Annotated in this window: 21 protein-coding genes; 3 read left to right on the top strand and 18 right to left on the bottom strand. The window is 72.4% G+C overall.

Annotated features, from left to right (window positions below; genetic code table 11):
- Positions 1-22: 22 nt before the first annotated feature.
- From OG289_RS36150 to eccB, 13 genes are all read right to left on the bottom strand, one after another.
- A complete protein-coding gene (locus OG289_RS36150; RefSeq protein WP_327318235.1) occupies positions 23-538 on the bottom strand; it encodes a hypothetical protein in 516 nt (171 codons plus the stop codon).
- Positions 535-1083 carry a hypothetical protein gene (locus tag OG289_RS36145; RefSeq protein ID WP_327318234.1) on the bottom strand — a complete coding sequence of 183 codons (549 nt, stop codon included), beginning with the start codon at positions 1081-1083 and terminating at the stop codon, positions 535-537. The genes OG289_RS36150 and OG289_RS36145 overlap by 4 nt, the downstream gene beginning before the upstream one ends.
- On the bottom strand, positions 1061-2335 hold the full coding sequence (locus OG289_RS36140) for a WXG100 family type VII secretion target (protein WP_327318233.1): 1275 nt from the start codon (positions 2333-2335) through the stop codon (positions 1061-1063). Before OG289_RS36140 ends, OG289_RS36145 begins: the two co-directional genes overlap by 23 nt.
- Positions 2335-2637, bottom strand: coding sequence for a DUF6317 family protein (locus OG289_RS36135; protein ID WP_327318232.1), 303 nt, complete (start codon positions 2635-2637; stop codon positions 2335-2337). The genes OG289_RS36140 and OG289_RS36135 overlap by 1 nt, the downstream gene beginning before the upstream one ends.
- Entirely contained in the window at positions 2637-3167 is a 531-nt protein-coding gene (locus OG289_RS36130; protein WP_327318231.1) for an SAV_915 family protein, read from the bottom strand. The genes OG289_RS36135 and OG289_RS36130 overlap by 1 nt, the downstream gene beginning before the upstream one ends.
- A 182-nt stretch (positions 3168-3349) precedes the next feature.
- Positions 3350-4048: a contact-dependent growth inhibition system immunity protein gene (locus tag OG289_RS36125; protein ID WP_327318230.1), complete on the bottom strand. Its 699-nt coding sequence runs from the start codon at positions 4046-4048 to the stop codon at positions 3350-3352.
- 14 nt (positions 4049-4062) lie between these two features.
- Positions 4063-4362, bottom strand: coding sequence for an RNase A-like domain-containing protein (locus OG289_RS36120; RefSeq protein WP_327318229.1), 300 nt, complete (start codon positions 4360-4362; stop codon positions 4063-4065).
- An 84-nt stretch (positions 4363-4446) separates the two neighbouring features.
- Complete coding sequence (locus tag OG289_RS36115) at positions 4447-5046, bottom strand: hypothetical protein (RefSeq protein WP_327318228.1); 600 nt, start codon at positions 5044-5046, stop codon at positions 4447-4449.
- Between the two features lie 45 nt (positions 5047-5091).
- Positions 5092-6831, bottom strand: a complete 1740-nt coding sequence (locus tag OG289_RS36110; protein ID WP_327318227.1) for an RNase A-like domain-containing protein — start codon at positions 6829-6831, stop codon at positions 5092-5094.
- Positions 6831-7148, bottom strand: coding sequence for a WXG100 family type VII secretion target (locus OG289_RS36105; protein ID WP_327318226.1), 318 nt, complete (start codon positions 7146-7148; stop codon positions 6831-6833). Before OG289_RS36105 ends, OG289_RS36110 begins: the two co-directional genes overlap by 1 nt.
- Before the next feature lie 42 nt (positions 7149-7190).
- A complete protein-coding gene (locus tag OG289_RS36100; protein WP_327318225.1) occupies positions 7191-7553 on the bottom strand; it encodes a WXG100 family type VII secretion target in 363 nt (120 codons plus the stop codon).
- Positions 7554-7727: 174 nt separating this feature from the next.
- Positions 7728-8960, bottom strand: a complete 1233-nt coding sequence (mycP, locus tag OG289_RS36095; protein WP_327320906.1) for a type VII secretion-associated serine protease mycosin — start codon at positions 8958-8960, stop codon at positions 7728-7730.
- A 176-nt stretch (positions 8961-9136) separates the two neighbouring features.
- The gene (gene eccB, locus OG289_RS36090) at positions 9137-10663 is read right to left on the bottom strand and encodes a type VII secretion protein EccB (RefSeq protein ID WP_327318224.1); all 1527 of its coding nucleotides are present in this window, start codon (positions 10661-10663) and stop codon (positions 9137-9139) included.
- Positions 10664-10869: 206 nt separating this feature from the next.
- Here eccB and eccE point away from each other — a divergent pair, with 206 nt between their 5' ends.
- The 3 genes from eccE (at position 10870) to OG289_RS36075 (ending at position 16937) form a co-directional block, all read left to right on the top strand.
- Entirely contained in the window at positions 10870-12204 is a 1335-nt protein-coding gene (gene eccE, locus OG289_RS36085; protein WP_327318223.1) for a type VII secretion protein EccE, read from the top strand.
- The gene (locus OG289_RS36080; RefSeq protein ID WP_442819003.1) at positions 12201-12995 is read left to right on the top strand and encodes a hypothetical protein; all 795 of its coding nucleotides are present in this window, start codon (positions 12201-12203) and stop codon (positions 12993-12995) included. The genes eccE and OG289_RS36080 overlap by 4 nt, the downstream gene beginning before the upstream one ends.
- Positions 12996-13313: 318 nt before the next feature.
- Positions 13314-16937 carry an SCO5717 family growth-regulating ATPase gene (locus tag OG289_RS36075; RefSeq protein WP_327318222.1) on the top strand — a complete coding sequence of 1208 codons (3624 nt, stop codon included), beginning with the start codon at positions 13314-13316 and terminating at the stop codon, positions 16935-16937.
- Positions 16938-17027: 90 nt separating this feature from the next.
- Here the strand turns inward: OG289_RS36075 and OG289_RS36070 are convergent, their stop codons facing one another.
- The 5 genes from OG289_RS36070 to OG289_RS36050 all read right to left on the bottom strand — a co-directional run bounded on the left by OG289_RS36070 (position 17028) and on the right by OG289_RS36050 (position 23862).
- Positions 17028-17975, bottom strand: coding sequence for a bifunctional riboflavin kinase/FAD synthetase (locus tag OG289_RS36070; RefSeq protein ID WP_327318221.1), 948 nt, complete (start codon positions 17973-17975; stop codon positions 17028-17030).
- A gap of 175 nt (positions 17976-18150) precedes the next feature.
- A complete protein-coding gene (locus OG289_RS36065; RefSeq protein WP_327318220.1) occupies positions 18151-21909 on the bottom strand; it encodes a serine protease in 3759 nt (1252 codons plus the stop codon).
- 262 nt (positions 21910-22171) lie between these two features.
- Positions 22172-23077 (bottom strand): tRNA pseudouridine(55) synthase TruB, encoded by a 906-nt coding sequence (gene truB / locus OG289_RS36060; protein ID WP_327318219.1) that lies wholly within the window; start codon positions 23075-23077, stop codon positions 22172-22174.
- Positions 23074-23523 carry a 30S ribosome-binding factor RbfA gene (gene rbfA, locus OG289_RS36055; protein WP_327318218.1) on the bottom strand — a complete coding sequence of 150 codons (450 nt, stop codon included), beginning with the start codon at positions 23521-23523 and terminating at the stop codon, positions 23074-23076. The genes truB and rbfA overlap by 4 nt, the downstream gene beginning before the upstream one ends.
- A 45-nt stretch (positions 23524-23568) precedes the next feature.
- The gene (locus OG289_RS36050; RefSeq protein ID WP_327318217.1) at positions 23569-23862 is read right to left on the bottom strand and encodes a DUF503 domain-containing protein; all 294 of its coding nucleotides are present in this window, start codon (positions 23860-23862) and stop codon (positions 23569-23571) included.
- Positions 23863-24029: the final 167 nt, after the last annotated feature.

The raw sequence follows: 24029 nt of genomic DNA, 5'->3' as shown, positions 1-24029 counted from the left end.
CCGGACCTTGGCATCATGACCGTCATGTTCGGGATGTCTTCTCTTGCAACCAGAGCCGGGCCCCGACCTCGCTCGGATACTCCCGGACCGTGAGCATGGCCACGAACCAGCCGACGCCCCACGCGACGATCGCCGGCAGGACAGGCGCCGCAATCAGCAGAGGGAGGACAGCGGCACGGGCCAGTCCCGGGGCACGTCCGCTCTCGCCTCGCTTGGCCTCCCACATCTGTTGGGGAGTGGGAGGGGCGAGGAGTTTCCTGCGGTGATCCCGGCGCAGCTTCATCCACCCCCACACGACAGCCCCTCCGGACGCGACCGCCTGCGTCCAGTCCCACACGGTGCGCACTTTCGGCGGCAGGTCGCTGCGGGGAACGCCCAGGTAGAGCATGAGCGCGATGTAGCAAATGAAGGCAAGGACGAGGAGGAACAAGACGGCCGTCCAGACCCGGCGTGCCCAGTAGCGTGCACCCCGCTCGTACCAGGTGGTGCCCAGTCCTGGCAGGGGCGGGATCAGGTTGGGGGGTGCCTGCGTTGTCATGGTCGGGATCCTTGCTCGTCCAGCCAGAGCCGGGCCCCGACCTCGCTCGGGTATTCGCGGACAGTGAGCCAGGCGGTCAGCCAGCCGACCAGGTACGCGACGAACGCCGGCATGACGGGCGCCGCCAGCGCCAGCAGTGCGCGCCCGCCGACCGCCCCCCTACCGGACGCCCTGCCGGCGCGCCTGTTGTGGTCGCGCTTGGCCACCCAGGTCTGCTGGGGGGTGGGCGGATCCAGGAGGGCCTCCCTGTGGCTGCGGCGCTGCTTGACCCACCCCCAGACCAGGGCCGCGCAGGACGCGACCGCCTGCGCCACGTCACACACGACGCGCACCGTGGGCGGCATTTCACTGCGGAATCCCTGGTAAAGCCTGAGTGACACGAAACAGAACATGGCCATCACCATGATCACAAAGACGGTCGTGCGCGCGCGGCACAGCCAGTAGAGCGCGCCCCGCTTGTACCAGGTGGTGCCCAGCTTGGGCAGAGCCGGAATGCGGGCGGGGAGGCCGAGGGCGGGGATCTCAGAAGATGCTCGTGACGCCATGCCAGATGTCCTTCACCATTCGTACGTCGTCCTCCCCGGTTTCCGTCAGGACATGGCCCGCGCCGGTCAGCACACCGCCCACCACGCCGTGGTCGTGAATGTCCTCGCTCCAGTGCTCGTGCAAGGAGTGATCGAGGACCTCGGTCGCGGTGACCGCCGCCAGGACTCCGACCCCGGCCACCGCCGCAGTGCCCTCGATGGGCAGGGCGGCCACCACGCCCGCGCCGACGGCCACGCCGCCGAGCGCGACACCGCCGTCGACGACCACCGAGTGCTGCCAGGACCAGCCCTTGTCGTGGTCGTCCTTGGCCTCTACCAGCCCGCAGGCGGCGGCCGCCGCCACGTCAAGCACCGGGATCTCCCTCAGGAACTCCGGGAGTTTGGCCACGCCTTCGCCCAGGCGCAGCGCGTCCGCTGCGTCGGCCAGCTTGACGTTGAGGGCCCGGTCGTAGGGAAGGGCCGTACTGCCGTGGTCGGCTCGGGCGATGGCGTCCTCGAGGGAGTCGACCTGCGTCACCGCGTCGCGGTAGGCCCCCTTGGCGTCGAGGTCGTCCGGCAGTGCGCGGCCCGCCTTCTGGAAGGCCTTGCGTTCCGCGCGCAGTTCCTTTTTGGCGGCCCGTTCCTCGTCCTTGGCACCGTCGATCAGCTTGCGGGCCTCCTTGCCGCCGGCCCGGGCATCCTCGGCGTCGTAGGCGTACAGGCCGCGCAACGCGTCGGCGATGGTGATCTTGTCACCGGTCGAGACAGGCGCCGTCACCTGCGCGTAGAGGCCTCGCAGTCCGTCCGCCGCGACCAGCCGTGCGTGCTGGGCGGTGTGCAGGATCTCGTCGCGCACCTTGCCGTACTCGTCGAGCGCGGCGATCGTCTCCTGGTCGTCGGCGCTGAGCGGGTTCGCGGTGAGGATCTCCAGCGGAACGCCCTTGTCCCCCATCGCCACTCCCTTGCCCGTCGCGACGTGCTCGGCGTTCTGCAGCGCCGTCTCGCAGGCGGCGAGCGCGCCGACGAGTGTGCCGAGGATGTCGCCCGCGCTGTGCACGAGGGTCGCGAAGGCCCCCGCCGTCAGCGCGTCCTCGCTCCAGGTGGCACGGAAGGTCTCGGCCGCCTCGCCCTTCCAGGCCGCGTCGCCCACCAGCGCCTCGACGGCGCGGCTGATCGGGGTGATGACGTCGTCGAGCTTGCCCTTGGCGTTCTTGTACGTGTCGGCCATCGTGCGCAGTCCGCCGATGTCGCCGCCGACCCAGCTGTCGGCCATCAGCCGTCCCCCGCCATCAGGTCCTCGAACAGTCCGTGGACGTCGATGTCGTGCCGTTGGAAGGAGTCGCGGGCGTAGGTCACCTTGTCGCCGCGGTCGTCGAGGCGGTCGGCGAAGCCGATGTGCAGGGCGACGATGAGGTCGGCGACCTCCTTGAGGGCGTGGTCGAGGCCGGAATCGCCGCCGCTTACGAGGGGCGGGGCGACGTCGGCGTGCAGCTTGCGGTAGTTGACGGCCTCGTCGTGGAAGGTCTTGGACATCGAGGTGAGGTCGCCGAGGACGGCCTTGAAGTCGGGCGGCATCAGCGCACCTCCCGGGCGTAGGCGGCCAGGTCGTCCGGCTGCCAGTTGTGGTGGCCGGGGGCGACTCGCGGGTCGAGGAGGACCGTGACGTCGTACTCGGCGACGGCCTCGGCCAGGGGGCCGATCGAGGTGGCGACCCAGGGTTGGGACTCGCCGAGCGCGGCGACGAGCCGGTCAAGGGTGGTGAAGGCGAACGCCACGGCCCCGGTTCCAGCAGCCGGGTAGTCAAAAAGCTCGTACGCGATGAAGGGCAGGCGGGCCGGACGGCCGTCCCTGTCCGTGACGTCGACGTACCGGGGATGGGCCGGTACGAACACGGGCGTCTGGTAGGCGGGGACGCCGGGCCTGGGGCCCGGGGGTGCGGGTGATTCGGTTCCTGCGGCCTCGACGGGCTCGGCACCGGCGTACTCGACGTACTCAAGAAGACGTGATCTGCGAGGCTCCGGCGTCGACGGAGACGCCGGGACCGCCCCTGCGGGCGGCGCTGTCTCGATGTAGTCGAGGAGGTGCGAACGGATTGGTGCGCCCACCGCCGTCTCCTGTTCCCCGTGGACCTGCGGATGATGTGGCGGCACCACCGTAGCCAGGGAACTTTCGGGCAAATCCGGCTATTTCAGGTTGGCGGGGCTGGGGCATGCGGAACCCATACAGGTGTTTGGCCGTGGCCAGATCAGTACTTGACCGCGGGATGACCCGGCTTCCCGTCAGGTGGTCAGGGCGCGTCCGCCTGCGCGCCAGGCCCGTACTCGGCGCGCGGAGCGCTCAGTCGGCCTGCGACGAGCGCGAGCCAGCCGCTGGGTGAGTACGGGGCCGGCGGGTCGACCTCCATGCCCAACTCGGCGACGGCCAGGGCGTAGTCGGACTCGTCCAGGTCGAGGGCGAGCAGTTCGTGCAGTTCGCCGACGAGTCGGGCCACGAGGTGCGGGTCGGTGGTGGTGCGGTAGCCGTCGACGGCCGCGTCGTGGTCGTCGAACTCGTCCGGCATGTCCTGGGAGAACCAACCGCCGAGGAACTGGGCCAGTTCCGGAAAGCGGGTCTGCCACTCCCAGTGGGTGGCGGGCATGGCCGGGGGCGGGACCTCGCCCTGCTCGATGCTGTGCTTGATGTGGTCGGCCAGGCAGTACAGCCATGGCCGCGTCTCGTCCTCGGGCAGACCGACGTCCGGGATCGCGTAGAACTCGCCCAGGCGGAGCCGGAGTCGGCCGGGCGGGTTGTCGGCGGCGTACTCGCGCAGCTGGCGTTCCGCGACGGCCAGGGCCCAGGGGCGGGTGTGCCAGGTCTGGCGGAGATAGGCGGTCAGGGCAACGCTGGGCTCGTTCGGGGTGTCGTCCGCCGACTGTCCGGCGTAGGCGCGGATCACCTGGTCCAGCTCGCCGTAGCGGCGGTCGTGTTCAAGGGGGCTCAGGGGCACGGGGTGTACAGCCTCTACAGGTACAGGGGGAACGTGGCGTGGACGGCGAAGCCGTGCGGGCGGCTCGGGTCCCGCACGAGGATCACCCGGGCCGCCCTGACGTCGACCGGGTCCCGCCCGGCCAGCATCATCGCGTGCAGCAGCACCCGTCCCACCGCCTCGGGCCGGGTGGGCCAGGACGCCTCGATGGTCAGCCGACGGCGTGTCGCCTGGGCCAGCCAGCGGTGGATGAGCTGCTCGTTGGCGGTGACCACCTGCTGGGTGGCCCACTGGGCGGTGTCGCGGTCAGGGTAGGTGGCGGAACGGGTACGCATGGATGGATCTCTCTCAGTCCTCGAAGATGGCTCGGAGGACTCCAAGCTCGAAGTCCGGGACGCTGGAAGCCTGGTAGGGCGCGCTCAGGTGGCGTCGAAAGACCAGAAGACACCGACTTCGGTGTCGGAGACCGCGACCATGCCCAGGTCCCAGTCGTAGCAGGAGCGGGGGTTGCAGCCGGTGGTCATCTCGTAGAAGTCCGGATCGTCGACGCGGTTGCCGGTCCGCACGTCGGGGAAGCCGGTGTTGGCGTAGAAGGACGTCTCTTCCGGGAAGCGGGAGAGGATCACCCGGGCCTTCCGCTCGAGTTCCGGCCGACGGGCCTCGAAGTGATTCCGGGCGCGTTCGTCCGGGACGTCCAGCCATGTGGTGGACAGCATGACGAGCAGCCGCTCGACCGACGTCCGAGGCACGGTTCGCAGTGCGGTCCGCCAGGCCGCCGCGCCTTCCAGGTCCGAGGGCGGTGGGGCGAAGGGGAAGAACGGATCCTCCAGGCGCTCCTCCTCACCTTCGTCGACGTCGATCCACCTCCAGTTCCGGGGATCCACCGCCCGCCGGCGCATGACCGCCGCCACGTCCTGCACCCAGTCCTGGTGCGCGCGGGGCCCCACCAGGACGTACGAGTAACGCTGCTCGTACATGGTGAGTGCCTCGGCCCATGCCTCGGCGTCCGGCGTCGACATCACGGCTCCCTTGACGATCGTGTTCTCTGAGCGACTGGATCCAGCCTATTTGGGCATGGAAGTGACCACGATGAAGGGCGGGTCGAGGCCGGCGTCGTATCGGAGGCGGGTGGCGACGCCGTGCGCGTCGGTCACCGGGCCCGCCTGGCCATTGACCATCCTTGAGGTGCGCCCGGTCACCGGCGCCACCGCAAGCGGGTTGTTGACGTCGGAACTCACCGAGCTGACCTGAAAGATCGGGCTGGCCGGTTGCGGCGGCGGGCCCGTCGCCAGCCACGCGTCGATGGCCCCGGAGTTCTGCCGGATGCACGCCTGGGTGTACTTCTGGGCCGAGGCCAGGTCCGGGAAGCTGGAGGCCGCCGGGATGCCGCTCTGATCACGCAGCCGCTGGAGCAGTTGGGCGTCGGTCTTGCCGACGTGCTTGTCGATGGTGTGGCCGCCGCCGAGGTCCTCGGCCATCGCCAGGTCGAGCGTGTACTTGTAGGGGATCGGGTTCTCCCCGTTGAGGATCTTGTGTTCCCTCTTGAACTCGTTCAGCGAGCGGCCCGCGAACGCCTCGGCCCTGGCCTCCTCCGCGAGGAACGTGGGGGTGCTCTTCAACGCCTCGTCCAGCTCCCACTCCAGCGCGAGCAGCGTGGTGGCGGCGTCACTGAACTTCTGTTGGTAGGCCTCGACAGCCTTGTCCGCAGCCGCCCGGTCCATGTGCTGCCGGAAGGCCATCACCAGCTTCCCCAACATGGCGGAGCCCGCGAGTTGGAGCAGTTCCAGCGCGTCCAGTCCGACGGTCAGGTCCTCGACCATCTTCTTGGCGGCCGTCTTGGCGAGGTTGGAGGTGGTCTCCCTGCACAGGCGGGCGGCCTGGGCCAGGTCGTCGCAGGTCTTCTGTACGGTGTCGGCAGTGGTGTGCAGTACCTCGAGGATCGGCCGACGCTGCGCGGGCGCCACGTTTCCCGAGGTCTTCCAACTCCGGCCGCCCTGGTGGGGCTGGGCGATCTGGCCCTGCGCGTTCCGGCTGCGGCCCCAGGCGGTGGTCCCCCAGATCGACTGGCAGAACGATTTCATCGCGCTCTGCCACTCGTTGTTCCCGTGCGGGTCCGTCATGTAGGCGATGGCGGAGGTGAAGGTGTCCCCGGCCTTCAGCGCGGCGCTGCCGGCTTCCCGCCAGGCGGTGGCCATGCCCTTGAGGTCGTCCTCACGGGCTCCCGGGGTGATCTCATGGGTCTTGCCGAGGTTCAGCCCGTACTCGATGGCCGGCCGGATGACGTCCGCGAGAAAGTCCGGAATCTCGCCCATCGCTCCGGAGATCGCCCACGAGTCGGCGTCCTCGCCGGTCCCGGTCCACTTGATGTCGTTGATCTTCCCGTAGTCGGGCTCTTTGTCGATGACGACGGGAGGAGGGCGGCGGGGTGGCGGCCCCTGCATGCCGCGGGTGGACCAGTCCGCTGCCTGGTAGTTGTTGGCGGTCACGGTCAGGCCGACCGCCACGCCGCCGACGCTCAGCACACCCGCCGCCCAGACCTTGAGGTACTTCTCGGCGATCTGCAGGTAGACCTTGGCGAAGGAGTCCGGTCCCCATCCGGTGCCCGCCGACTGGCTGTACTGGTTGAGCGCGCTCACCAGGTCGGTGGCGCCCTTGTCGTAGTCGAACTGCCCGTCGCGCACGACTGCCGACGTGTAGTACAGATGCGGCGGCTGTACGTCGAACCCACTGCCCGCGTCGGGTGCCGCCGGCATCAGCTGGTCCCGTTCCCGCTTGCGCTCGGCGTCGCTGGGACGGTCCGCCATCAGCCGGCTCCCCAGCCGCGCAGCACCGCCCGGTGCGCCGCCGCGTAGTTGGTGTGGCCCGTGGTGACGTACTCGTGGAGCCACTTCTGGGCCGCTTGCAGATCCTGGGCGGAGCGGTCCCACTCGTCGAGTTTGTCGACGAAGACCTCCCGGGTCTCGCCCTGCCACGACAGCACGACGGGCACGACCCGGTCGTAGAGGTCGTCCAGCCTGCCGTTGAGCTTCTTGAGGATGTCCTCCAGGTCGGCGGCCAGCTCGGTGAGGGTCGCGAAGGAAACGGATATGTGGTCGTCGTCGGGTGCGGCGCCGGTCGACATGATCCCCCTGTGTTCGTCTCGGCAACTGCGGTTCTGAAAGGGCTACAGGTCGTCGAGGCTGCTGCGCAGCGTCGGCGTCTCGGTGTTCGGCGTCGACAGTCGGTCGACCTCGCTGTCGACGTCCACCTGGATCCGCCGCATCCGGGCGAGTACCTCGAGGTCGTCCCGGGAGAAGCCGTCGCGGCTCAGCCGTACCGCTTCCTCCAGCAGTTTCATCACTTCACGGATGCGTACGGCGTCCTCGGCCGCCGCCCGGTGGAAGTCGCGGTACGCCGACGCCGCCGGGCCGCGCCAGCCCGCCTCGATGCTGTCGACGATCGCGTCCATGCGCTGCACCTGCTTGTCCAGGTGATCCTGCATGTCGTCGAGGTCGCCGGCGAGTTTGGTGAGGTCCTGCGCGGACACGCGCAGATCTGGGCGTCCACCCTGCCCCGGTCCCGTTCCGGGCACGCCCACGGTGTACCTCCGTCCCCCGTCGCATCGGCATCACAAGTCGCTTGCTGTTGCGATGATTCTATAAATCGGTGGCAACCGCACGCTTCAACTCGTCCCGATGCGCCTTGAGATGGCCGCCGTTCCCTACTCCGCCCCCGCCACCCTCCGCGCCCGCCGCCGCGCGTCCCGGATCGCGACCGCCGTGCCGCCGAGCCCCGCGACAAGGACGGCCGCCGCCACCGTCACGTACGTGGCGAGGCGGGCGTTGCGTTCGTCGGGGGTCTCGCCGATCTGGAACTTCGCCGGGGACGGGGCCTCGGCCTTGCCCAGGCCGTCCTTGGGGCTCGGGGACTCGAGGGGACGGTCGTCCTCGGTCACGGCGCGGACCGGGTCGACGACTCCCCAGCCGACCAGTCGGTCGTGGCCCGCGATGGTGCGTTCCGCGGTCTGTTCGATCTGGGCGACGATCTCGCGTGCGGTCCAGTCCGGATGTCTCGCCTTGAGCAACGCGGCCACGCCCGCCACATACGGCGCCGAGAAGCTCGTCCCGTTGTCGGAACAGTGGCCGCCCTGGGGGACCGTGGAGATCATGTCGACGCCGGGGGCTGCCACGCCTACGAAGTCGCCGGACTGGGAGAAGGAGGCGCGTTCGTTGTTGCGGTCGGAGGCGGCCACCGCCAGAACACCTTCGTAGGAGGCGGGATACGTCTCCTTGACGTTGCCGCCGAGGCCGTCGTTGCCCGCCGACGCCACGACCACGATCTTCCGGTCCAGTGCCTCGTCGATCGCCCGCTCCAGGTCGGGGGACGGCTTCAGTGCGTTCGACGTGTCCTGGGAGATGTTGATGACCCCGGCCCCGGCCCGGACGGCGTAGCGGATCGCCTCGGCCAGGGACTTGGTGTCGCCGTGGCCCTCGGCGTCGTTCTGCTGGATCGGGATGATCGTCGCCTCGGGGGCCAGGCCGACGAAGCCGGTGCCGTCGAGGGGGCGGGCCGCGATGATGCCGGCGACCTTGGTGCCGTGGCCGACGGTGTCCGTCGTGCCGTTCTCGTTGCCCCGCTCGATCGGGTCGCCGTTGTCGTCCTTGAGGTTCTTGGGCAGGAGGTTGCGGCCGGCCTTCGCGTCGACCGCGTCGGTGAGCTGCGGGTTCTTGACGTCCACGCCCGTGTCGATGACGGCCACCCGGACGCCCTTGCCCTTGGACCGGCTCCACAGTTCGTCCAGGAGGACGCGCTGCAGCGACCAGGGGCGGCCCGGGTACTCGCCGTTGGGGAACGTGCACTGGTCCGAGTAGGGGATTTTGCCCGCCGTGGTCGCGGCGGCCGCGGGGGGTGCGAGGACCGTCGCGGTCGTGAGGAGGGCCGCGGCCGCCACCATCGTCGTACGCAGCGCCGTCGTCGTACGCAGCGCCGTCGTCGTACGCAGCGACAGCGTCGTACGCAGCGCCGTCGTCGTACGCAGCGCCGTCGTCGTACGCAGCGCCGTCGTCGTACGCAGCGACAGCGTCGTACGCAGCGACAGCGTCGTGGGCAGCGCCATCCTCGTCCTCCTTCTCACGAGCCCTGGGGCTGGCGTGCCGCCGCCGTCGACAGCCGTGGGCCGGTGGGCAGGAACTCCGACCAGGCGGCCGGGATCGGCGCCGGGTCGACGTCCTTGTAGCCCAGCAGGGTCTGGGCCTGCTTCGCCTCCTGCTGGAGCTGCTCGCGCTTCTTGGCGGTCGTGCCGATGCCCGCGTCGTCCGTCGCGCTGTCGCCGTTGGACTGCAGGACGTAGCGCAAGCCGGTGTCGGTGACCAGGAAGACCGGGCCTGCCTTGGTCTCCTCGCCCTGGAACTGGCGGTAGAGCTGGCCCGAGCCCGGCGTGACGTAGGCACTGGAGGAGCCGGTGGGAAGCTGGGCCGGGAACTCCGTGCCCGCCCAGGTGCTCAGGGTCGTGGCGCCCGTCGTGGCGTTCACGCCGCGCAGGACGGTGCAGATCGTGCTGCGGCTCCCGGCGGCCGACGAGGCCTCGTTGACCGGCTCGGGGTCCCCGGTCGGCCAGCGGTGCTCGGTGCCGAAGGCCTGGCCCGGCACGATCGCGCCCGGGCTCATCTCACGGGCGTGGCCGGCCTGGCCGAGCGGGGCCAGCTCCTTGCTGAACAGCAGGAGTTGGGCGACGAACGCGGACACGGGAGCGACGCGGCCGCTCAAGACCACGTAGTACTGCTCCTTGTTGTTGTCGAACGCCTTGAGCACCATGCCGACCCTGTCGGCCGAATCGTCCAGCTGGCCGGGCGCGTCGGCAGCCGTGCCCGGCTGCCCGGGGACTTGCGGGAAGGCGATCGGGTCGCCCCGGTGCAGGGTCGCCAGCCACTCCGCGGACACCCGCTGGGGCTCCCGGCCGGAACCGACCACCGCGCGCAGCAGCAACTCGTCGCTCTTGTCCACGGGGTACGCCGTGCCGTTCGCGTCGACGACGTAGCGCTTGCCGTCGGGGTCCGCCACGTAGAGCAGTTGGCCGCCGCGCAGCCGCTCCGAGCCCTCGGTCGCGCCCTTCTCCCGGGCGGCCAGGACCAGGGCGGCCTTCTGGACGGAGTCCCCGCCCCCCGCGCTCGGCCGCTCGCAAACCGCCCAGCGCTTCGCGGTGCCCGCCTCGGACGCCGAGGGCAGCCGGTCGGGGGCGTACGGGATGCCGACGGTCACACCGTGCGGGATCTTGCCGCTGTCGAGGACGGACTCCGAGACGGTCACCACCTCGCCCTGTCCCTCGTCGAGGAGCAGTTTGGCGGAGGCCATGTTGAGGACCGGGTGCAGCTGGACCTCTTTGCCGGTCTTCAGGACGACGTAGCGCGTGGTCGACTTGCTCGCGACGATCACCTTGGCGTTGGGCAGGTCCCAGCCCTTGGGCGCGGTCGGCTTGAACATGCCCCACGCCCCGAAGACGGCCATGACGATCACCCCGACCACGATGCCGGGCAGGATCCCGCGCAGCGGCCGCGGTGCTCCCTCCTCCGACCCGTCGGGCGACGGCTGCAGGAAGGCCGCGAGCATCCGGCGCTTCGCGAAGGTGTAGGCGTTGAGCTGGTCCCGCCGAGATGCCATCTGTGCCCGTCACTCCCCGTTTTCCGGCCGATCCGCGTGCTCCGCACCGCGGGTGGACCCGGTTCCCCGTCTCCGATGTCAGAGCGGCCACCTACTATGCCCGGTAACCGTGACGACTTGGGGAGCGGGTAGGGTTCCTGGGCCGTCGAGTGCCCTGTGCGGTGCTGGAACACGGGCGAGTTGTGAGCGGAACGGGGGATGGAGTGATGGCTTCGGGAACGGGCGTGCGCTCCGTCGGCCGGTCGCGGAACCGGGGCTCCTCGGCGGCCGGTCAACAGCCGCCCGAGCGGTCCAGGCGGTCCGAACGGTCGTCGGCGCCTGGCGCGCTCCCCCTCAGGGCGCGCGCGGGACAGGGCGGTGTATTCCGGTTGCAACGCCTCGTCCTGCTGGAGATCGCGGCGGCCGTGCTGCTCGTCGGCTGGGTGAGCGGGCCCGTGGCGCTGGTGGCGGCGGGGGGCGTCGCCGCCGTGCTGGTGGTCCTCGCCTTCGCCCGTCGTCGCGGCCGCTCGCTGCCTGAGTGGCTGGCCACGGCACGGGAGTTGAAGGCCCGCCGGCGCATGGCCGCCAGGCTGGAGATACCGCCCGGGACGGAACCGGGGTTCGGGCCGGCCGTGGAGTGCGATCCCGGGCTGCGGACATACGCCTACGGCGGCCGTGACCGGCGGCCCGTCGGGCTGGTCGGGGACGGCACGTTCGTCACCGCCGTCCTGCAGGTGGAGGCGGACGCGACCGCGCTGCGGGCCGAGCGCGGCCGACAGCCGCTGCCGCTCGCCCTGGTGCAGGACGCCCTCGAAGTGGACGGCATCCGGCTGGAGTCCGCGCAGATCGTGCTGCACACACAGCCCGCGCCCGCCCTGCATCTGCCCCGGCAGTCCGTGGCCGTGGCCAACTACGCGCCCCTGCAGGAGCAGACCGGCGCGCCGGCGGTACGCATCACCTGGATCGCGTTGAAGCTGGATCCGGAGCTGTGTCCGGAGGCCGTGGCCGTCCGCGGGGGCGGTCTGACCGGGGCACAGAAGTGTGTCGTGCGGGCGGCGGACCACCTCGCGAGCCGGCTGACCGGCGCCGGGTTCCGGGCGACCGTCCTCGACGAGGAGGAGTTGACGGCCGCCATCGCCACGTCGGCCTGCGCCAACCCGTTGGTGACGGCGGAGGCCGGGCGGACCGGGGCGACGGAGCGGCGGACCGAGGAGACCAGCCGGAGCTGGCGTTGCGACAACCGCCGCCACACCACGTACTGGCTGCGCCGGTGGCCCACCTTGGGCGGGGGCGGTGCTCCGTCGCTGCCGCAGTTCGTCGCCCTGATCACGGCCGTTCCGGCGCTCGCCACGACGTTCAGTGTCACCCTCGCGCGCGGTGACCGGCAGGAGGTGTCCCTGACCGGGCACGTCCGGGTGACCGGCCGCAGCGACGACGAACTGGTGGCGGCCCGGCGCGCGGTGCAGGGCGCGGCCCGGCACACCGGCGCCGGGCTCGCCCGTCTCGACCGGGAGCAGGTGCCCGGCATGCTCGCGACGCTGCCCCTCGGAGGTGCTCGGTGACGGCGACGACGCCACGCGGAACCATCGCTTCCGGCGAACCGGAACCGTCCGCCGGCCGGTCCGGACGGCCCGGGCGGCCCGGACGCCGCTCGCCGCGCAGCGGCTTCGGTCTCATCGGTCCGCGGCACGGACGGCACTCGGTGTCCGTGGACCAACTGGCGTCGCTCGCACTGCCCATCGGGGACGACGGTGTCGTCATCGGTGTCGGTGCCGAGGGGCGGCCCGCCGTGTTGGGGATCAACCGGCCCACGCCGTACGACGTGGTCCTGATCGGCGGCCTGTGGACCGCGCAGGTCCTCGCGCTCAGGGCGGCGGCGACCGGTGCCCGGGTGGCCGTGGAGACGGGGCGGCCGCAGGCCTGGGTGCAGATGGTGCACGCGATGGGCGGCGGGCAGAACGGGCTCGCGGTGTACGAGGTCGGCCGGGTGCCTCCGCAGGGCGCCTCGGCGGGTACGCCCGTGCTGGTGGTGCGGGACTGCGGTATGCGCCCGCCGCGCGGACGGGTCGCCTCCGGGCCCTGGCAGTCCGTGCTGACGCTGCTTCCGTATCTCAGTCCGGTCGCCCCACGGCTGATCCGGCAGGCCCGGCTCGTCGGCGTGCAGCGGATCTCGCCGGACGAGGCCGCGGAACTGGGCCGGACCCTGACTCTGCCCCGGCACGACGTCGAGGCACTGCCCACCCTCGCCGACGGCTTCACCCTGTGGTGCGCCGACCGGGACCGCCAGTACGTCATGACACAGCCCACGGACGCGGAGATCGGGTTGCTGGGTACACCGAGACGGATGGACTGAGGCGACTTCTCCCTTTGTTCCTGCGACACTTCGGCCACTATGACTGTTTCGTCCGGCGGCTCGGTGTGCATGCGCGGCCCTTTCTGGGAGCGCGTGACGTGGTGGACTGGTGCTGACGGGTGGGCGGGCCTGCCGAGGCGGGCCGTCTGGTGATTAGGCTGGTACGGGGCGCGATGCCGGAAACCAGCGGGTGGGCGTCGGCGTCTCCGGGGGGAGGGCCGCATCGGACGACGTCAGACGGCCTCGAACCACTTCGGACGACAAGCAAATGGTCGCTTCGGCACGGCATGAGGGTGCTCGACCACATCAGGAGGAATTGTGAGCAGCGATCGGGACGGGATCCGCGGGGGCTGGGCCACACCCGGCGATGACCAGCCCGACGCGGAGTCCTCCATCGAGGCGACGGGCGAGTTCACCATCGACTACGCGCCGCCGGCTTGGTACACGCAGAACGCGGGCGGTGGTGCGGCGCAGGGGGCGGGTGCCGGCGCGGGGGCGAGCGGCCCCGGCGCACCGGTTCCTCCGCCTGCGCCCGCCGCGCCGCCTGTGCAGTCTGCACCGGGGATGCCGGGGGCGTCGGAGGTGCCGGGGGCGTCGGAGGTGCCGGGGGCGTCGGAGGTGCCAGTCACTCCAGCCGCTCCGGTCGCTCCGGCCGCGGCAGTTGTGCCGGTCGCTCCGGCCGCGCCGCCTGCGCCGGGCGTGCCGGTCGGTCCGCCCGCTCCGGCGGTTCAGGCTGCTCCGGCGGTTCCCGCCGTGCCTCCCGTGCCGGGGTCGGACTCCGTGCCCCACCTTCCGGCGGGCAGTGGGTTCGAGCCTCAGCCTCAGCCTCAACAGCAGCAGTCCAAGGCGCAGTGGGGGGCGCCGGGAGCTTCCTCGGGTGCCGAGGAGGGCAGTTTCGACAACGGGGACCTGGAGAGCGGTGCCACCATGCGCTTCTCCCCGGCCGCCCTCAAGCGGGAGATCGCGGAGAACGCCGCCGCGGTGCAGGCCGAGCCCGAGGTGCCCGTGCAGCCCGCCGACGAGGCTGCCGAGGCCGCAAGCGCTGCGCCGGAGGCCCCCCTGCCGGCGGAGGGCGTGGAGACAGCTGCCGGTTCGGACGGATCGGACGGAAGCGAAGCCGGCGAGTCGGCCACCGACGCCGATGCCGATGCCGATGCCGACGGTGCGGCCGACGAGGGCGGCACCGCTCCCGAGCCGGAGGGCGGGGAGGCCGTCTCCGAGGCGGCCGTGAGCAATGAGACGGCAGTACCGGACACGGATGCCGTCCCGGATTCAGCACCTGCGCCCGCGCCCGCCTCTGTACCTGCGCCTGTACCTGCCGCTGTGCCTGAAGGCACCGCCGTCGACGCTCCGTCGGACGCCGTCCCCGTGGATACGGACGAGCCGCAGAACGGCATGCCCCAGGACGCCGTTCCCGCCGCGCCGCCCGCCTGGACTCCCCCGCCGGCCCCGCCGAGCGAGCTGCCTCCGCTGCCGCCGTCGTACCAGCCCGCAGCGCCCTCACCGGCGGCCGAGTGGCCGGCGCAGCCGCAGTCGGCCGATGCGGCGGCGCCCGCGCCTGCCCCGCAGCCGCCCGTCCTGCCGCAGGCGACCCCGCCCGCGGCGGACGGCTGGAACCCGCCCGCCCCGGCCGTACCGCAGCCCCCGGTCGCCGCACCGGCACCGGCTGCACAGCAGCCTCCTGCCCCGCAGCCGGGCTACGGCTTCCCGCACCCCGGTGACACACCGGCACCCACCCCACCGGCCACCCCCGGCGGCTACGGCTTCCCGCAACAGCACGCCGCGCCGGCAGCGCCCCCTGCCACCCCCAACACCCAACCCCCACCCACACCTTCGGCACCCCAGCCTCCCGCCGCCCCCCACTCACCCGGCGGCTACGGCTTCCCCCAGCCTCCTGCCGACGCCCACGCACCCGGCGGCTACGGCTTCCCCCAGCCCCCCACCGACCCCCACGCGCCCGGCGGCTACGGCTTCCCCCAGCCCGGCGGCGCCGCCGCCCCTACCCCACCGGCCACCCCCGGCGGCTACGGCTTCCCGCAACAGCACGCCGCGCCGGCAGCGCCCCCTGCCACCCCCAACGCCCAGCCGCACCCAGCACCGTCCGCACCCCAGCCCCCCACCGACCCCCACGCGCCCGGCGGCTACGGCTTCCCCCAGCCGCCCGCGCCCAACACCCCCGGCGGCTATGGCTTCCCCCAGCCCGGCGCCGAGCCGGCTCCCATCCCGCCGGCCACCGCCAGCAACTACGGCGTCCCCCAGCCCCCGGCTCCGCAGCCGCAGGCCCAGCCTCCCCAGAGTCGGCACGCCCCCGGGGCCCCGCAAGCGCCGCAGGTCCCCCAAGGACACCCGGGCTTCCCGCATTCCGGGATTCCGCAGCAGGTTGACGGGCAGGCCCCGGCCACCGCACCTCAGGGTTTCCCCGGGCAGTTCCCTCAGCCTCAGCCGGCACCGCACGCCCCGCAGGAACACGCCCCCGCGCCCGACGCAGCACAGGTCCCGCAGGTCCCGCAGGTCCCGCAGGTCCCGCAGGTCCCGCAGGTCCCGCAGGTCCCGCAGGTCCCGCAGGTCCCGCAGGTCCCGCAGCAGCCTGTCGACCCCCGGGCCGGGGCCGCCTGGCCGCAGCCCATTCAGCATGACCAGCGCCAGCCGGTGAACCCCGGCGCGGCGCCGCTGGGTTACACGGCCGCCGTGGAGCTGTCCTCCGACCGGCTGCTCAACAACAAGAAGCAGAAGGCGAAGAGCGGCCGGCCGGCCGCCGGATCCTCGCGCTTCAAGCTCGGCGGGAAGAAGGAGGAGGCCGAGCGGCAGCGCAAGCTGGAGCTGATCCGTACGCCGGTGCTGTCCTGCTACCGGATCGCGGTCATCAGCCTGAAGGGCGGCGTGGGCAAGACCACGACGACCACCGCGCTCGGCTCCACGCTCGCCACCGAACGCCAGGACAAGATCCTCGCGATCGACGCCAACCCGGACGCCGGCACGCTCGGCCGCCGGGTGCGCCGCGAGACCGGGGCGACGATCCGTGACCTCGTCCAGGCGATCCCGTACCTCAACTCGTACATGGACATCCGGCGGTTCACGTCCCAGGCCCCGTCCGGGCTGGAGATCATCGCCAACGACGTCGACCCGGCCGTCTCCACGACCTTCAACGACGAGGACTACCGGCGGGCCATCGACGTACTGGGCAACCAGTACCCGATCATCCTCACCGACTCCGGTACCGGTCTGCTCTACAGCGCCATGCGCGGTGTCCTCGACCTCGCCGACCAGCTCATCATCATCTCCACGCCGTCCGTGGACGGTGCGAGCAGCGCCAGTACGACGCTGGACTGGCTGTCCGCGCACGGGTACGCCGAGCTCGTCTCACGGTCCATCACCGTCATCTCCGGGGTGCGCGAGACCGGCAAGATGATCAAGGTCGACGACATCGTGTCGCACTTCGAGACCCGCTGCCGCGGTGTCGTCGTCGTACCGTTCGACGAACACCTGGCCGCCGGCGCCGAGGTCGACCTCGACATGATGCGGCCGAAGGTGCGGGAGGCGTACTTCAACCTCACGGCGATGGTCGCGGAGGACTTCATCCGCCACCAGCAGCGCCAGGGACTGTGGACCAGCGACGGCAACCCGCCGCCGGTGGCCGCCCCGCCCATGCCGGGCCAGCAGATGCCGGGGCAGCAGGTGCCCGGGCAGCAGGTGCCGGGGCAGCCGTACCCGCAGCAGCCCCAGGCGCCCCAGCCCGGCCAGCCGTACCCCCCGCAGGGACAGCAACCGCCGGCCCAGCCCTATCCGCAGCAGCCCGGTCAGCCGTACCCGCAACAACCGCAGCAGCCCCAGCAGCCGCACCCCGGGTATCCCGCGGCTCCCCCGGCCGGTTACGGCTACCCGCAGCACCCTCAGGCACCCCACCCCCAGGCTCCACAGCCCGGCCAGCCTCCGCAGCAGTAGAAAACGCCGAAGGGCGGCCGGTGTCCTGGGACACCGGCCGCCCTTCGGCCGTTCGTCGAGTTCGTCGAGTTCGTCGAACCCGCGGGACCGCTACTGCGCCGCCGCCACCAGCCCCCGGCAGCGCTTCACGTCCTCCGCCATCTGCTCCAGCAGGCCCTCCAGCGACTCGAACTTCGCCTGTCCGCGCACGAAGGCGAGGAAGTCGACGGCGACGTGCAGACCGTAGAGGTCGAGGCCGACGCGGTCGATGGCGTACGCCTCCACCGTGCGCTCGGTGCCGTCGAACTGCGGGTTGGTGCCGACGGAGATCGCGGCCGGCATCGCCTCGCCGTTCACGTGCAGCCAGCCCGCGTAGACCCCGTCCGCCGGGATCGCGGTGTGCAGCAGTGTCTCGACGTTGGCGGTCGGGAAGCCGAGTTCGCGCCCCCGCTGGGCCCCGCGCACCACGACGCCCTCCACCCGGTGCGGGCGGCCGAGGATCTCCGCCGCGCCCTCGACGTCGCCCTCGGCGACCAGTCGCCGGGTCAGCGTCGAGGAGAACGGCTGACCGCCGCCCGCCTCACCGCACAGCACCAGGTCGACGACCTCGACCTCGAAGTCGTAGACCTTGCCCTGCTCGGCGAGGAACTCGACGTTGCCCGCCGCCCTGTGGCCGAAGCGGAAGTTCGGGCCCTCGACGACCGCCTTGGAGTGCAGCCTGTCGACCAGGACCTTGACCACGAAGTCAGCCGGCGACAGCTTCGAGAACTCCGTCGTGAAGGGGAGGATCAGCAGCGCGTCCACGCCAAGCTCCGCCATCAGCTCGGCGCGACGGTGGTGCGGGGCGAGCAGCGGCGGGTGGCTGCCGGGGCGGACGACCTCGCTGGGGTGCGGGTCGAAGGTGACGACGACGGAGGGAACGCCCAGTTCACGGGCGCGCTCCACGGCGTGGCGAATGATCAGCTGGTGCCCGCGGTGGACCCCGTCGTAAGAACCGATGGTGACGACGCTGCGTCCCCAGTCCTCGGGGATGTCCTCCAAGCCACGCCAGCGCTGCACTGTGACCGCTCCTCGAACCCGTGTCCGTATCTAGCATTGCCTCTTACGCAGGTCTAAGGGTGCCATGCCGGGCGGCCCCGGCCCGCATCGGCATGGAGGCTGTGACTCGACCCACGTGAGTCGCCCCACATGACACGACATGACACGACCACGCGAGTCGACGCGCCCGCGCGCTTCAGGCGAGCACTCGCACCCCCGCCAGGTTCTCGATCATCCGCCGGGTGCTGGGGCCGACCAGCGCGGCCCACTCACCCGGCGTGTCCGTGAGCCAGTGCACCACCTGCGCGGCGAAGCCCGGCACGTGCCGCCCCAGATCGACCAGACCGCGGTCGAAGCGGGTCGCGCCGTCCGTGGTGCGGACCAGGAGGAGGCCGGTGCGGTGGACGAGGTCACGCAGGTTTTCACCACCGCGCCCGGCGGCCGCGTACAGGACGGCGGCCAGGACGGCGGGGGCGTCTTCGTGCGCGAGGAGGTACTCCAGGAGTTCGCGACGCAGGGGGCGCGAGTCCGGGGTGCCGGGCGCGGCCAGTACGCCGGCCAGCGCGGCCCGCACCTGCTCGGGGGCGCCACCGTCCAGCAGGCCCGTGACCAGCGGGAGGAGGACGGCGCGGGCGGGCGGTCCGTGGTCGAGGCGCCGGTCGACGTACGCGGCCACGTCGCCCGCGGTCTCCGGCCGCCGCCCCAGCGCCTCCCTGACGAGGACGGCGACCCGGTGGGCCGGGGCGGGCATGGTCACGTCGGCGAGCGCGTGCAGGATCCTGCCCGCGTCCGCGCGGTCGGGGCCGCTGAGGCGGGTCCGGAAGGCGTCCAGGACCGGCTCTGGGTGGGTGCTCAGGGCGGTGAGCAGCGCGCACGGCGGGAGTTGCGGGTCGCCCGCCGCGAACCGCTCCAGCGCCTGCGGGAGGTGCCGGGACCGGGTCTCGGGGTCCCGGACGAGCAGGGCGAGCGCACCGCCGTGCAGGGTGCGGTCGGCGGGGCGGGCGAGCAGGGCGAGGGCCGCGTGGCGCAGCAGCCGGCGGTCGGCTTCGGTCGTCACGTGCGGGGCGGCACGCAGTGCGTACGCCACGGCCGCGCCCCGGCGGGCCGGCCGCTCGTCGTGCGCCCACCGGTCGACGGCCCGGCACAGCGCGGACGGCTCCTCCTCCGCCAGCACGGCGAGCAGTTCGTCGGCGCGGTGGTGCGCGCAGTCGACGAGGACCTCCGTGAGGTCCTCCAGCGCCCGGTGCCGGTGGGTGTGCAGCAGCGCCTGCGCGGCCGTCGCCACGGTGGCGTGCGGGGTCGCGGGCAGCGGCCGCTCGTCGTCGAACCAGTGGGTGAGGTACGGCTGTACGGCGGTGGGGTCGACGGCGAGGAGCCGGGCGACGGCGTCGAGGTAGCGGGGCGCGTCCGCGTCGTGGGGGGAGCCGTCGGCGAGGACCAGGCGGCGCAGGAGGTCGAGGCGGGCGTCGGGCGGGAGCGCGAGCTCCGTCCAGAAGGAGGGACCGAAGTCCGCGAGCCGACTGCTCTCCGCCGTCCCTGCCACGGCCCCCGCCCCCGCCCCGACAGCCGCTCCGATCCGGTCCGCCAGCAAGCGCAGGACACCCGTGTACGGCCTCGCGTCCGGAACCCGCAGCAGGGTCTCGGTGAGCAGCCGGGCGGCCCACCACGAGTCCGGGTCGGCTTCCAGGGCGTGGACCAACTCCTCAAGCCGGACGGCGAGTTGGCGCGCGCCCTGTTGACGGGCGACGAGCAGCAGGGCCTGGACGACGGGGCCGATGCGGTGGTGCGGGACGGGCAGCGGGTGGCCGCCGTCCTGCGGGGTGCGGTGGCGGTGGACCAACGCCCGCAGGGCTTCGTCCAGGTCGAGATGGATGCCCTGGATCCAGTCGGCGAGCTCCTCGTGGGCGAAGCGGTAGCCGGTGCCCGCGGGCACGAGGAGGCCCTCGGTGAGGACGGCGGACGCCCAGCCGGTGCCGCCGCCGAGGCGGGCGGGCGCGGGTCCCCAGGGGAACACCGCCTCGAACGACGCCCGGTCCAGCTCGCCCTGTCCCGGCCCGAGACTGCGGCGGGCGGCTTCGTGCACCTGCCCGGAGACCTTCGCCGCGAGGCGTCGTACGGCGGTGCCGCGCAGCCCGTTCTCGGCGGCGAGGCGGACCGCGATGCGCAGGCACATCAGGTCGAGGTGGGCGGCGAGGACGTCGTCCCGGCCGACGGGGACCTGGGCCGGGGGGCCGGGGAGGGCCGCGTGGATCTCGGAGAGGAGGCGCAGGGTGAGGGGATGCCGGCCGTCGGGGGCGGCGAGCGCGGTCTCGGGAAGGGAGTAGCGGGCTCGGGCCTCGCGCGCCTCGTCGGGGGTGAGGTCGCCGAGGCGGACGCAGGGCGGGAGCGGGTCTCCGGCCGCGGCGACCCCGTACAGCATCTCCGGGGGGAACTCCGCGCCCGCCCGCTCCCAGTACTCCCCCCGGCACGCCACCACCAGCCGCGCCCCCGTCTCCCGCAGCCACTCGGCCGTGCCCTCGGTCCACTCCGCGAGCCGGTGCGCCAGGACCGGGGGCATCTCCTCGGGACCGTCGAGGAGCAGCAGCAGGGGCCGTCCCTCGGCCCGCGCGAGACGGGCGAGCCGCTCGGGGGTGAGGTCACCGAGGACGGAGGGGCCGACGGACCCTGAGGAGGCGGACTCCGGCGCCCGACCCGAAGCCGAGGCCGATCCCCGTCCCCAGGCCGGACCCGATCCCCACGCCGGACCCGAGCCGGAGGCGGCCACGATGCGGGCCGCCCGGGTCAGGGCGCGGCGGGCCGCGTCGGCGAGTGAGTCGTCCTCGTCGCCCAGGTCGGCGCCGCGCAGCCACAGGGTGGGGGCCGGCACCGCGCCCCGGTTGCGGCGGGCGGCGAGGGCCGCGAGTTCCGTCGTTCGGCCGCTGCCCGGTGCGCCGACGAGGCCGAGGACGGCCGCCGGGCTCGTCGCGAACGCGGCGAACTCCCTTGCCGGAAGGGCGCGTTCGACCGGTTCCGGCGCGTAGGCACGGGACCCGGTCCCGGTGCTGCCGAGGTGTCCGGACAGCGCGCCGGGCGGCCCGTCCGAGCCGACGGACGTGGCTGTGAGCTCCAGGATGCCGGCCAGATTGAGGTCGGCCCCGTAGGCGGGCACGGTGGCCGCGTTGCGGGCGAGCAACTCGGCGAGGGGGCCGTGGACCGGACTCGGCACCGCCCGCGGGGGCGACGACGGCGCCGATCCGCCGCCGTCCGAAGCCTCTCCCCCTCCCGCACCCGCCTTCACCGTCCCGGTGTCCGCAGCGCTGTCGTCGGTCGCCGGGTCGTCGCCCGGAACCGGGGTGCGCGGACGCAGTGGCACCGCGAAGCCGACGTCGTGGTGGTCGGAGCGGAGCGCTGTGCCGAGGACGGCGACGACCGTGCCCGTCCCGGCGTCGAGGACCGGTCCACCGGCCGCGCCTCCGCCCAGCCGCAGCGCGTCCCGGCCCGCCGTGCCGATCGCCAGTTCCAGGGCGTCGTCGAGGAGGTGGAAGCGGTCGGTGGCCGTGTACGTCACCGGCGTCTCGGTCAGTACCCGCGCCTCGCGCCAGCAGCCGGCGGCCAGCCGGACGTACCTGCCGGGCTCCACGCCCTCCCGCACGGTCACCGGCAGGGGGTCCACGCCGAGGCCCTCCGTGCGGACGAGGGCCAGGTCGAGCTCCGGGAGGTACGTCACCGCGTCGGCGGTCACGACGCGACCGCGGTCGTCGGCGGCGTACAGGAGGAGCCGGGGCAGGCCGTCGACGGCCTCGTGGCTGGTGATCACCGTGCCGTGGTGGTCGGCGACGAAGCCGGTGCCGCGGGGGCGGCCGGCGAGGTCGCGGATGCGGACGAGGAAGGCGTCCGGAACAGGGGCGGGAGAGGCGCCCGTGGGGTCGGTGTGTGCGCGGTGGCCGCCGCCGGTCCGCGGGCCCCGTCCCGCCATCGTGGTACCTCCCCGCCGCGCCCGCATGCCCTCTGTTCGACGGTAGGGGCGGGGTGATCAGCGGGACAGATCGCGGAACGAACGCGCCCCCCTGCACTCCCTCGGTTCACTCCGAGCGCCTGCCCGGACGGGTGATTGAACGGGGGACGTTGGATACACCCTAGGGGTGGGGGAACCGAGGGGGGACCGTGGAGCGGCGGCGCAGCACAACCCCGTGTTCGCCGCTCCACGGGCAGAGGAAGGAAGGACTGTCCGCGGCCGCTCAGCCGAGCACGGCCAGGCTCTTCGCCTTCCCCTTCTGCTCCTCCACCAGCGCCAGGAAGCGGCCCTCGGGGTCGAAGACGGCCACGGCGCCCACGCCGACGTACTCGTCGGGCATCTCCAGGCGTACGCCGTTGAGAAGCAGCCGGGCCCTCTTGGCGTCCACGTTCCAGCGGGGAAACGCTGCGGCGGCCGCGTCGGCGATCGGCATCACGGCCAGCTCCTGCTGGAGCTGGTCGAGCGTCTTGGCCGAGTCCAGCTTGTAGGGGCCGACGCGGGTGCGGCGCAGCGCGGTGAGATGGCCGCCGACGCCGAGGTCGGCGCCCAGGTCGCGGGCGAGGGCCCGGATGTAGGTGCCGGAGGAGCAGACGACGGACACGACCAGGTCCAGGACCGGGGTGCCGTCCTCGGCGACGGCGTCGCGGACGTCGTACACCGAGAAGGAGGAGATGGTGACCGGGCGGGCCGGGATCTCGAAGTCCTCGCCGTCACGGGCCCGCTTGTAGGAGCGGACGCCGTCGATCTTGATGGCGCTGACCTTGGACGGCACCTGCATGATGTCGCCGCTCAGCTTGGCGATGCCCGCGTCGATCGCGTCCCGGGTGACCTTCGAGGCGTCCGTGGACCCCGTGATCTCGCCCTCCGCGTCGTCCGTCAGCGTCGCCTGGCCGAGCCGGATCGTGCCCAGGTACTCCTTCTCGGTGAGCGCGAGGTGCCCGAGGAGCTTGGTCGCCTTCTCGATGCCGAGGACGAGGACGCCCGTCGCCATCGGGTCCAGCGTGCCGGCGTGGCCGACGCGGCGGGTCTTGGCGATCCCCCGCATCTTGGCCACGACGTCGTGCGACGTGAAGCCCGACGGCTTGTCGACGATGACAAGGCCGTCGGGCGCGGTCTGCTTGCGGTTCATTCGGCGGCGTCGTCCGTCTCGTCGTCACCGGGCTTCTTGTACGGGTCGGCCCCGCCCGCGTACCCGGCGCCCGCGGACGCCTCGCGGACCTTCTCGTCGGCGGCACGCGCCTTGTCGAGCAGGTCGTCGATGGTGCGGGCGTTGTCCGGCAGGGCGTCGGCGACGAAGGCCAGCGTCGGCGTGAACTTCACACCCGCCGCCCGGCCCACCTCGGAGCGCAGGATGCCCTTGGCGCTCTCCAGGCCGGCCGCCGCGGCCGCACGCTCCTCGTCGTCCCCGTACACGGTGTAGAAGACGGTCGCCTCCCTGAGGTCACCCGTGACCCGGGTGTCCGTGATGGTGACGTGGGAGCCGAGCCGCGGGTCCTTGATCCCGCGCTGCAGCTTCTGGGCCACCACCTCTCGGATGAGGTCCGCCAGCCTCTTGGCGCGCGCGTTGTCGGCCACTGGTCCGTCTCCCGTTCTTTCTTCTCTTGCGTTTTCTCTGGTCGGTCAGTCGTCTTCGCCGCGGAAGCGGCGTCTGACCGACAGCAGCTCCACCTCGGGGCGGCCGGCGACCAGCCGTTCACACCGGTCCAGCACATCGGTCAGGTGCTCCGCGTCACCGGAGACCACGGCAAGGCCAATCTTGGCCCTGCGATGGAGGTCCTGGTTGTCCACCTCGGCCGCGCTCACCGCGTACTTGCGCTGGAGCTCGGCGACGATCGGACGGACGACGGAGCGCTTCTCCTTCAGCGACCGTACGTCGCCGAGGAGAAGGTCGAAGGACAGAGTCCCCACGTACATGTGTAACCGGTTCACCCGCCGGCACGGGATAGACGGCCCTGCCGTCCATGGGACAGGGACATCAAGAACGGTACAACGATCGGAGCGGCGGCTCGACGGGGTTTTACCCCGTCCATGCGTCCGCCGGACGCCGTACCGGCCGGCGGGGAGCGATCCCCGCCGGCCGG

This window comes from Streptomyces sp. NBC_01235 (assembly GCF_035989285.1).
Taxonomy (GTDB): Bacteria; Actinomycetota; Actinomycetes; order Streptomycetales; family Streptomycetaceae; genus Streptomyces.
This window is presented reverse-complemented; position numbering and strand designations above follow the sequence as displayed.

Coding starts and splice junctions, on each gene's coding strand:
- OG289_RS36150 (WP_327318235.1), bottom strand. CDS start 538: ATGACAACGCAGGCACCCCCCAACCTGATCCCGCCCCTGCCAGGACTG.
- OG289_RS36145 (WP_327318234.1), bottom strand. CDS start 1,083: ATGGCGTCACGAGCATCTTCTGAGATCCCCGCCCTCGGCCTCCCCGCC.
- OG289_RS36140 (WP_327318233.1), bottom strand. CDS start 2,335: ATGGCCGACAGCTGGGTCGGCGGCGACATCGGCGGACTGCGCACGATG.
- OG289_RS36135 (WP_327318232.1), bottom strand. CDS start 2,637: ATGCCGCCCGACTTCAAGGCCGTCCTCGGCGACCTCACCTCGATGTCC.
- OG289_RS36120 (WP_327318229.1), bottom strand. CDS start 4,362: ATGCGTACCCGTTCCGCCACCTACCCTGACCGCGACACCGCCCAGTGG.
- OG289_RS36115 (WP_327318228.1), bottom strand. CDS start 5,046: ATGTCGACGCCGGACGCCGAGGCATGGGCCGAGGCACTCACCATGTAC.
- OG289_RS36110 (WP_327318227.1), bottom strand. CDS start 6,831: ATGGCGGACCGTCCCAGCGACGCCGAGCGCAAGCGGGAACGGGACCAG.
- OG289_RS36105 (WP_327318226.1), bottom strand. CDS start 7,148: ATGTCGACCGGCGCCGCACCCGACGACGACCACATATCCGTTTCCTTC.
- mycP (WP_327320906.1), bottom strand. CDS start 8,960: ATGGTGGCGGCCGCGGCCCTCCTCACGACCGCGACGGTCCTCGCACCC.
- eccB (WP_327318224.1), bottom strand. CDS start 10,663: ATGGCATCTCGGCGGGACCAGCTCAACGCCTACACCTTCGCGAAGCGC.
- eccE (WP_327318223.1), top strand. CDS start 10,870: ATGGCTTCGGGAACGGGCGTGCGCTCCGTCGGCCGGTCGCGGAACCGG.
- OG289_RS36065 (WP_327318220.1), bottom strand. CDS start 21,909: ATGGCGGGACGGGGCCCGCGGACCGGCGGCGGCCACCGCGCACACACC.
- truB (WP_327318219.1), bottom strand. CDS start 23,077: ATGAACCGCAAGCAGACCGCGCCCGACGGCCTTGTCATCGTCGACAAG.
- OG289_RS36050 (WP_327318217.1), bottom strand. CDS start 23,862: ATGTACGTGGGGACTCTGTCCTTCGACCTTCTCCTCGGCGACGTACGG.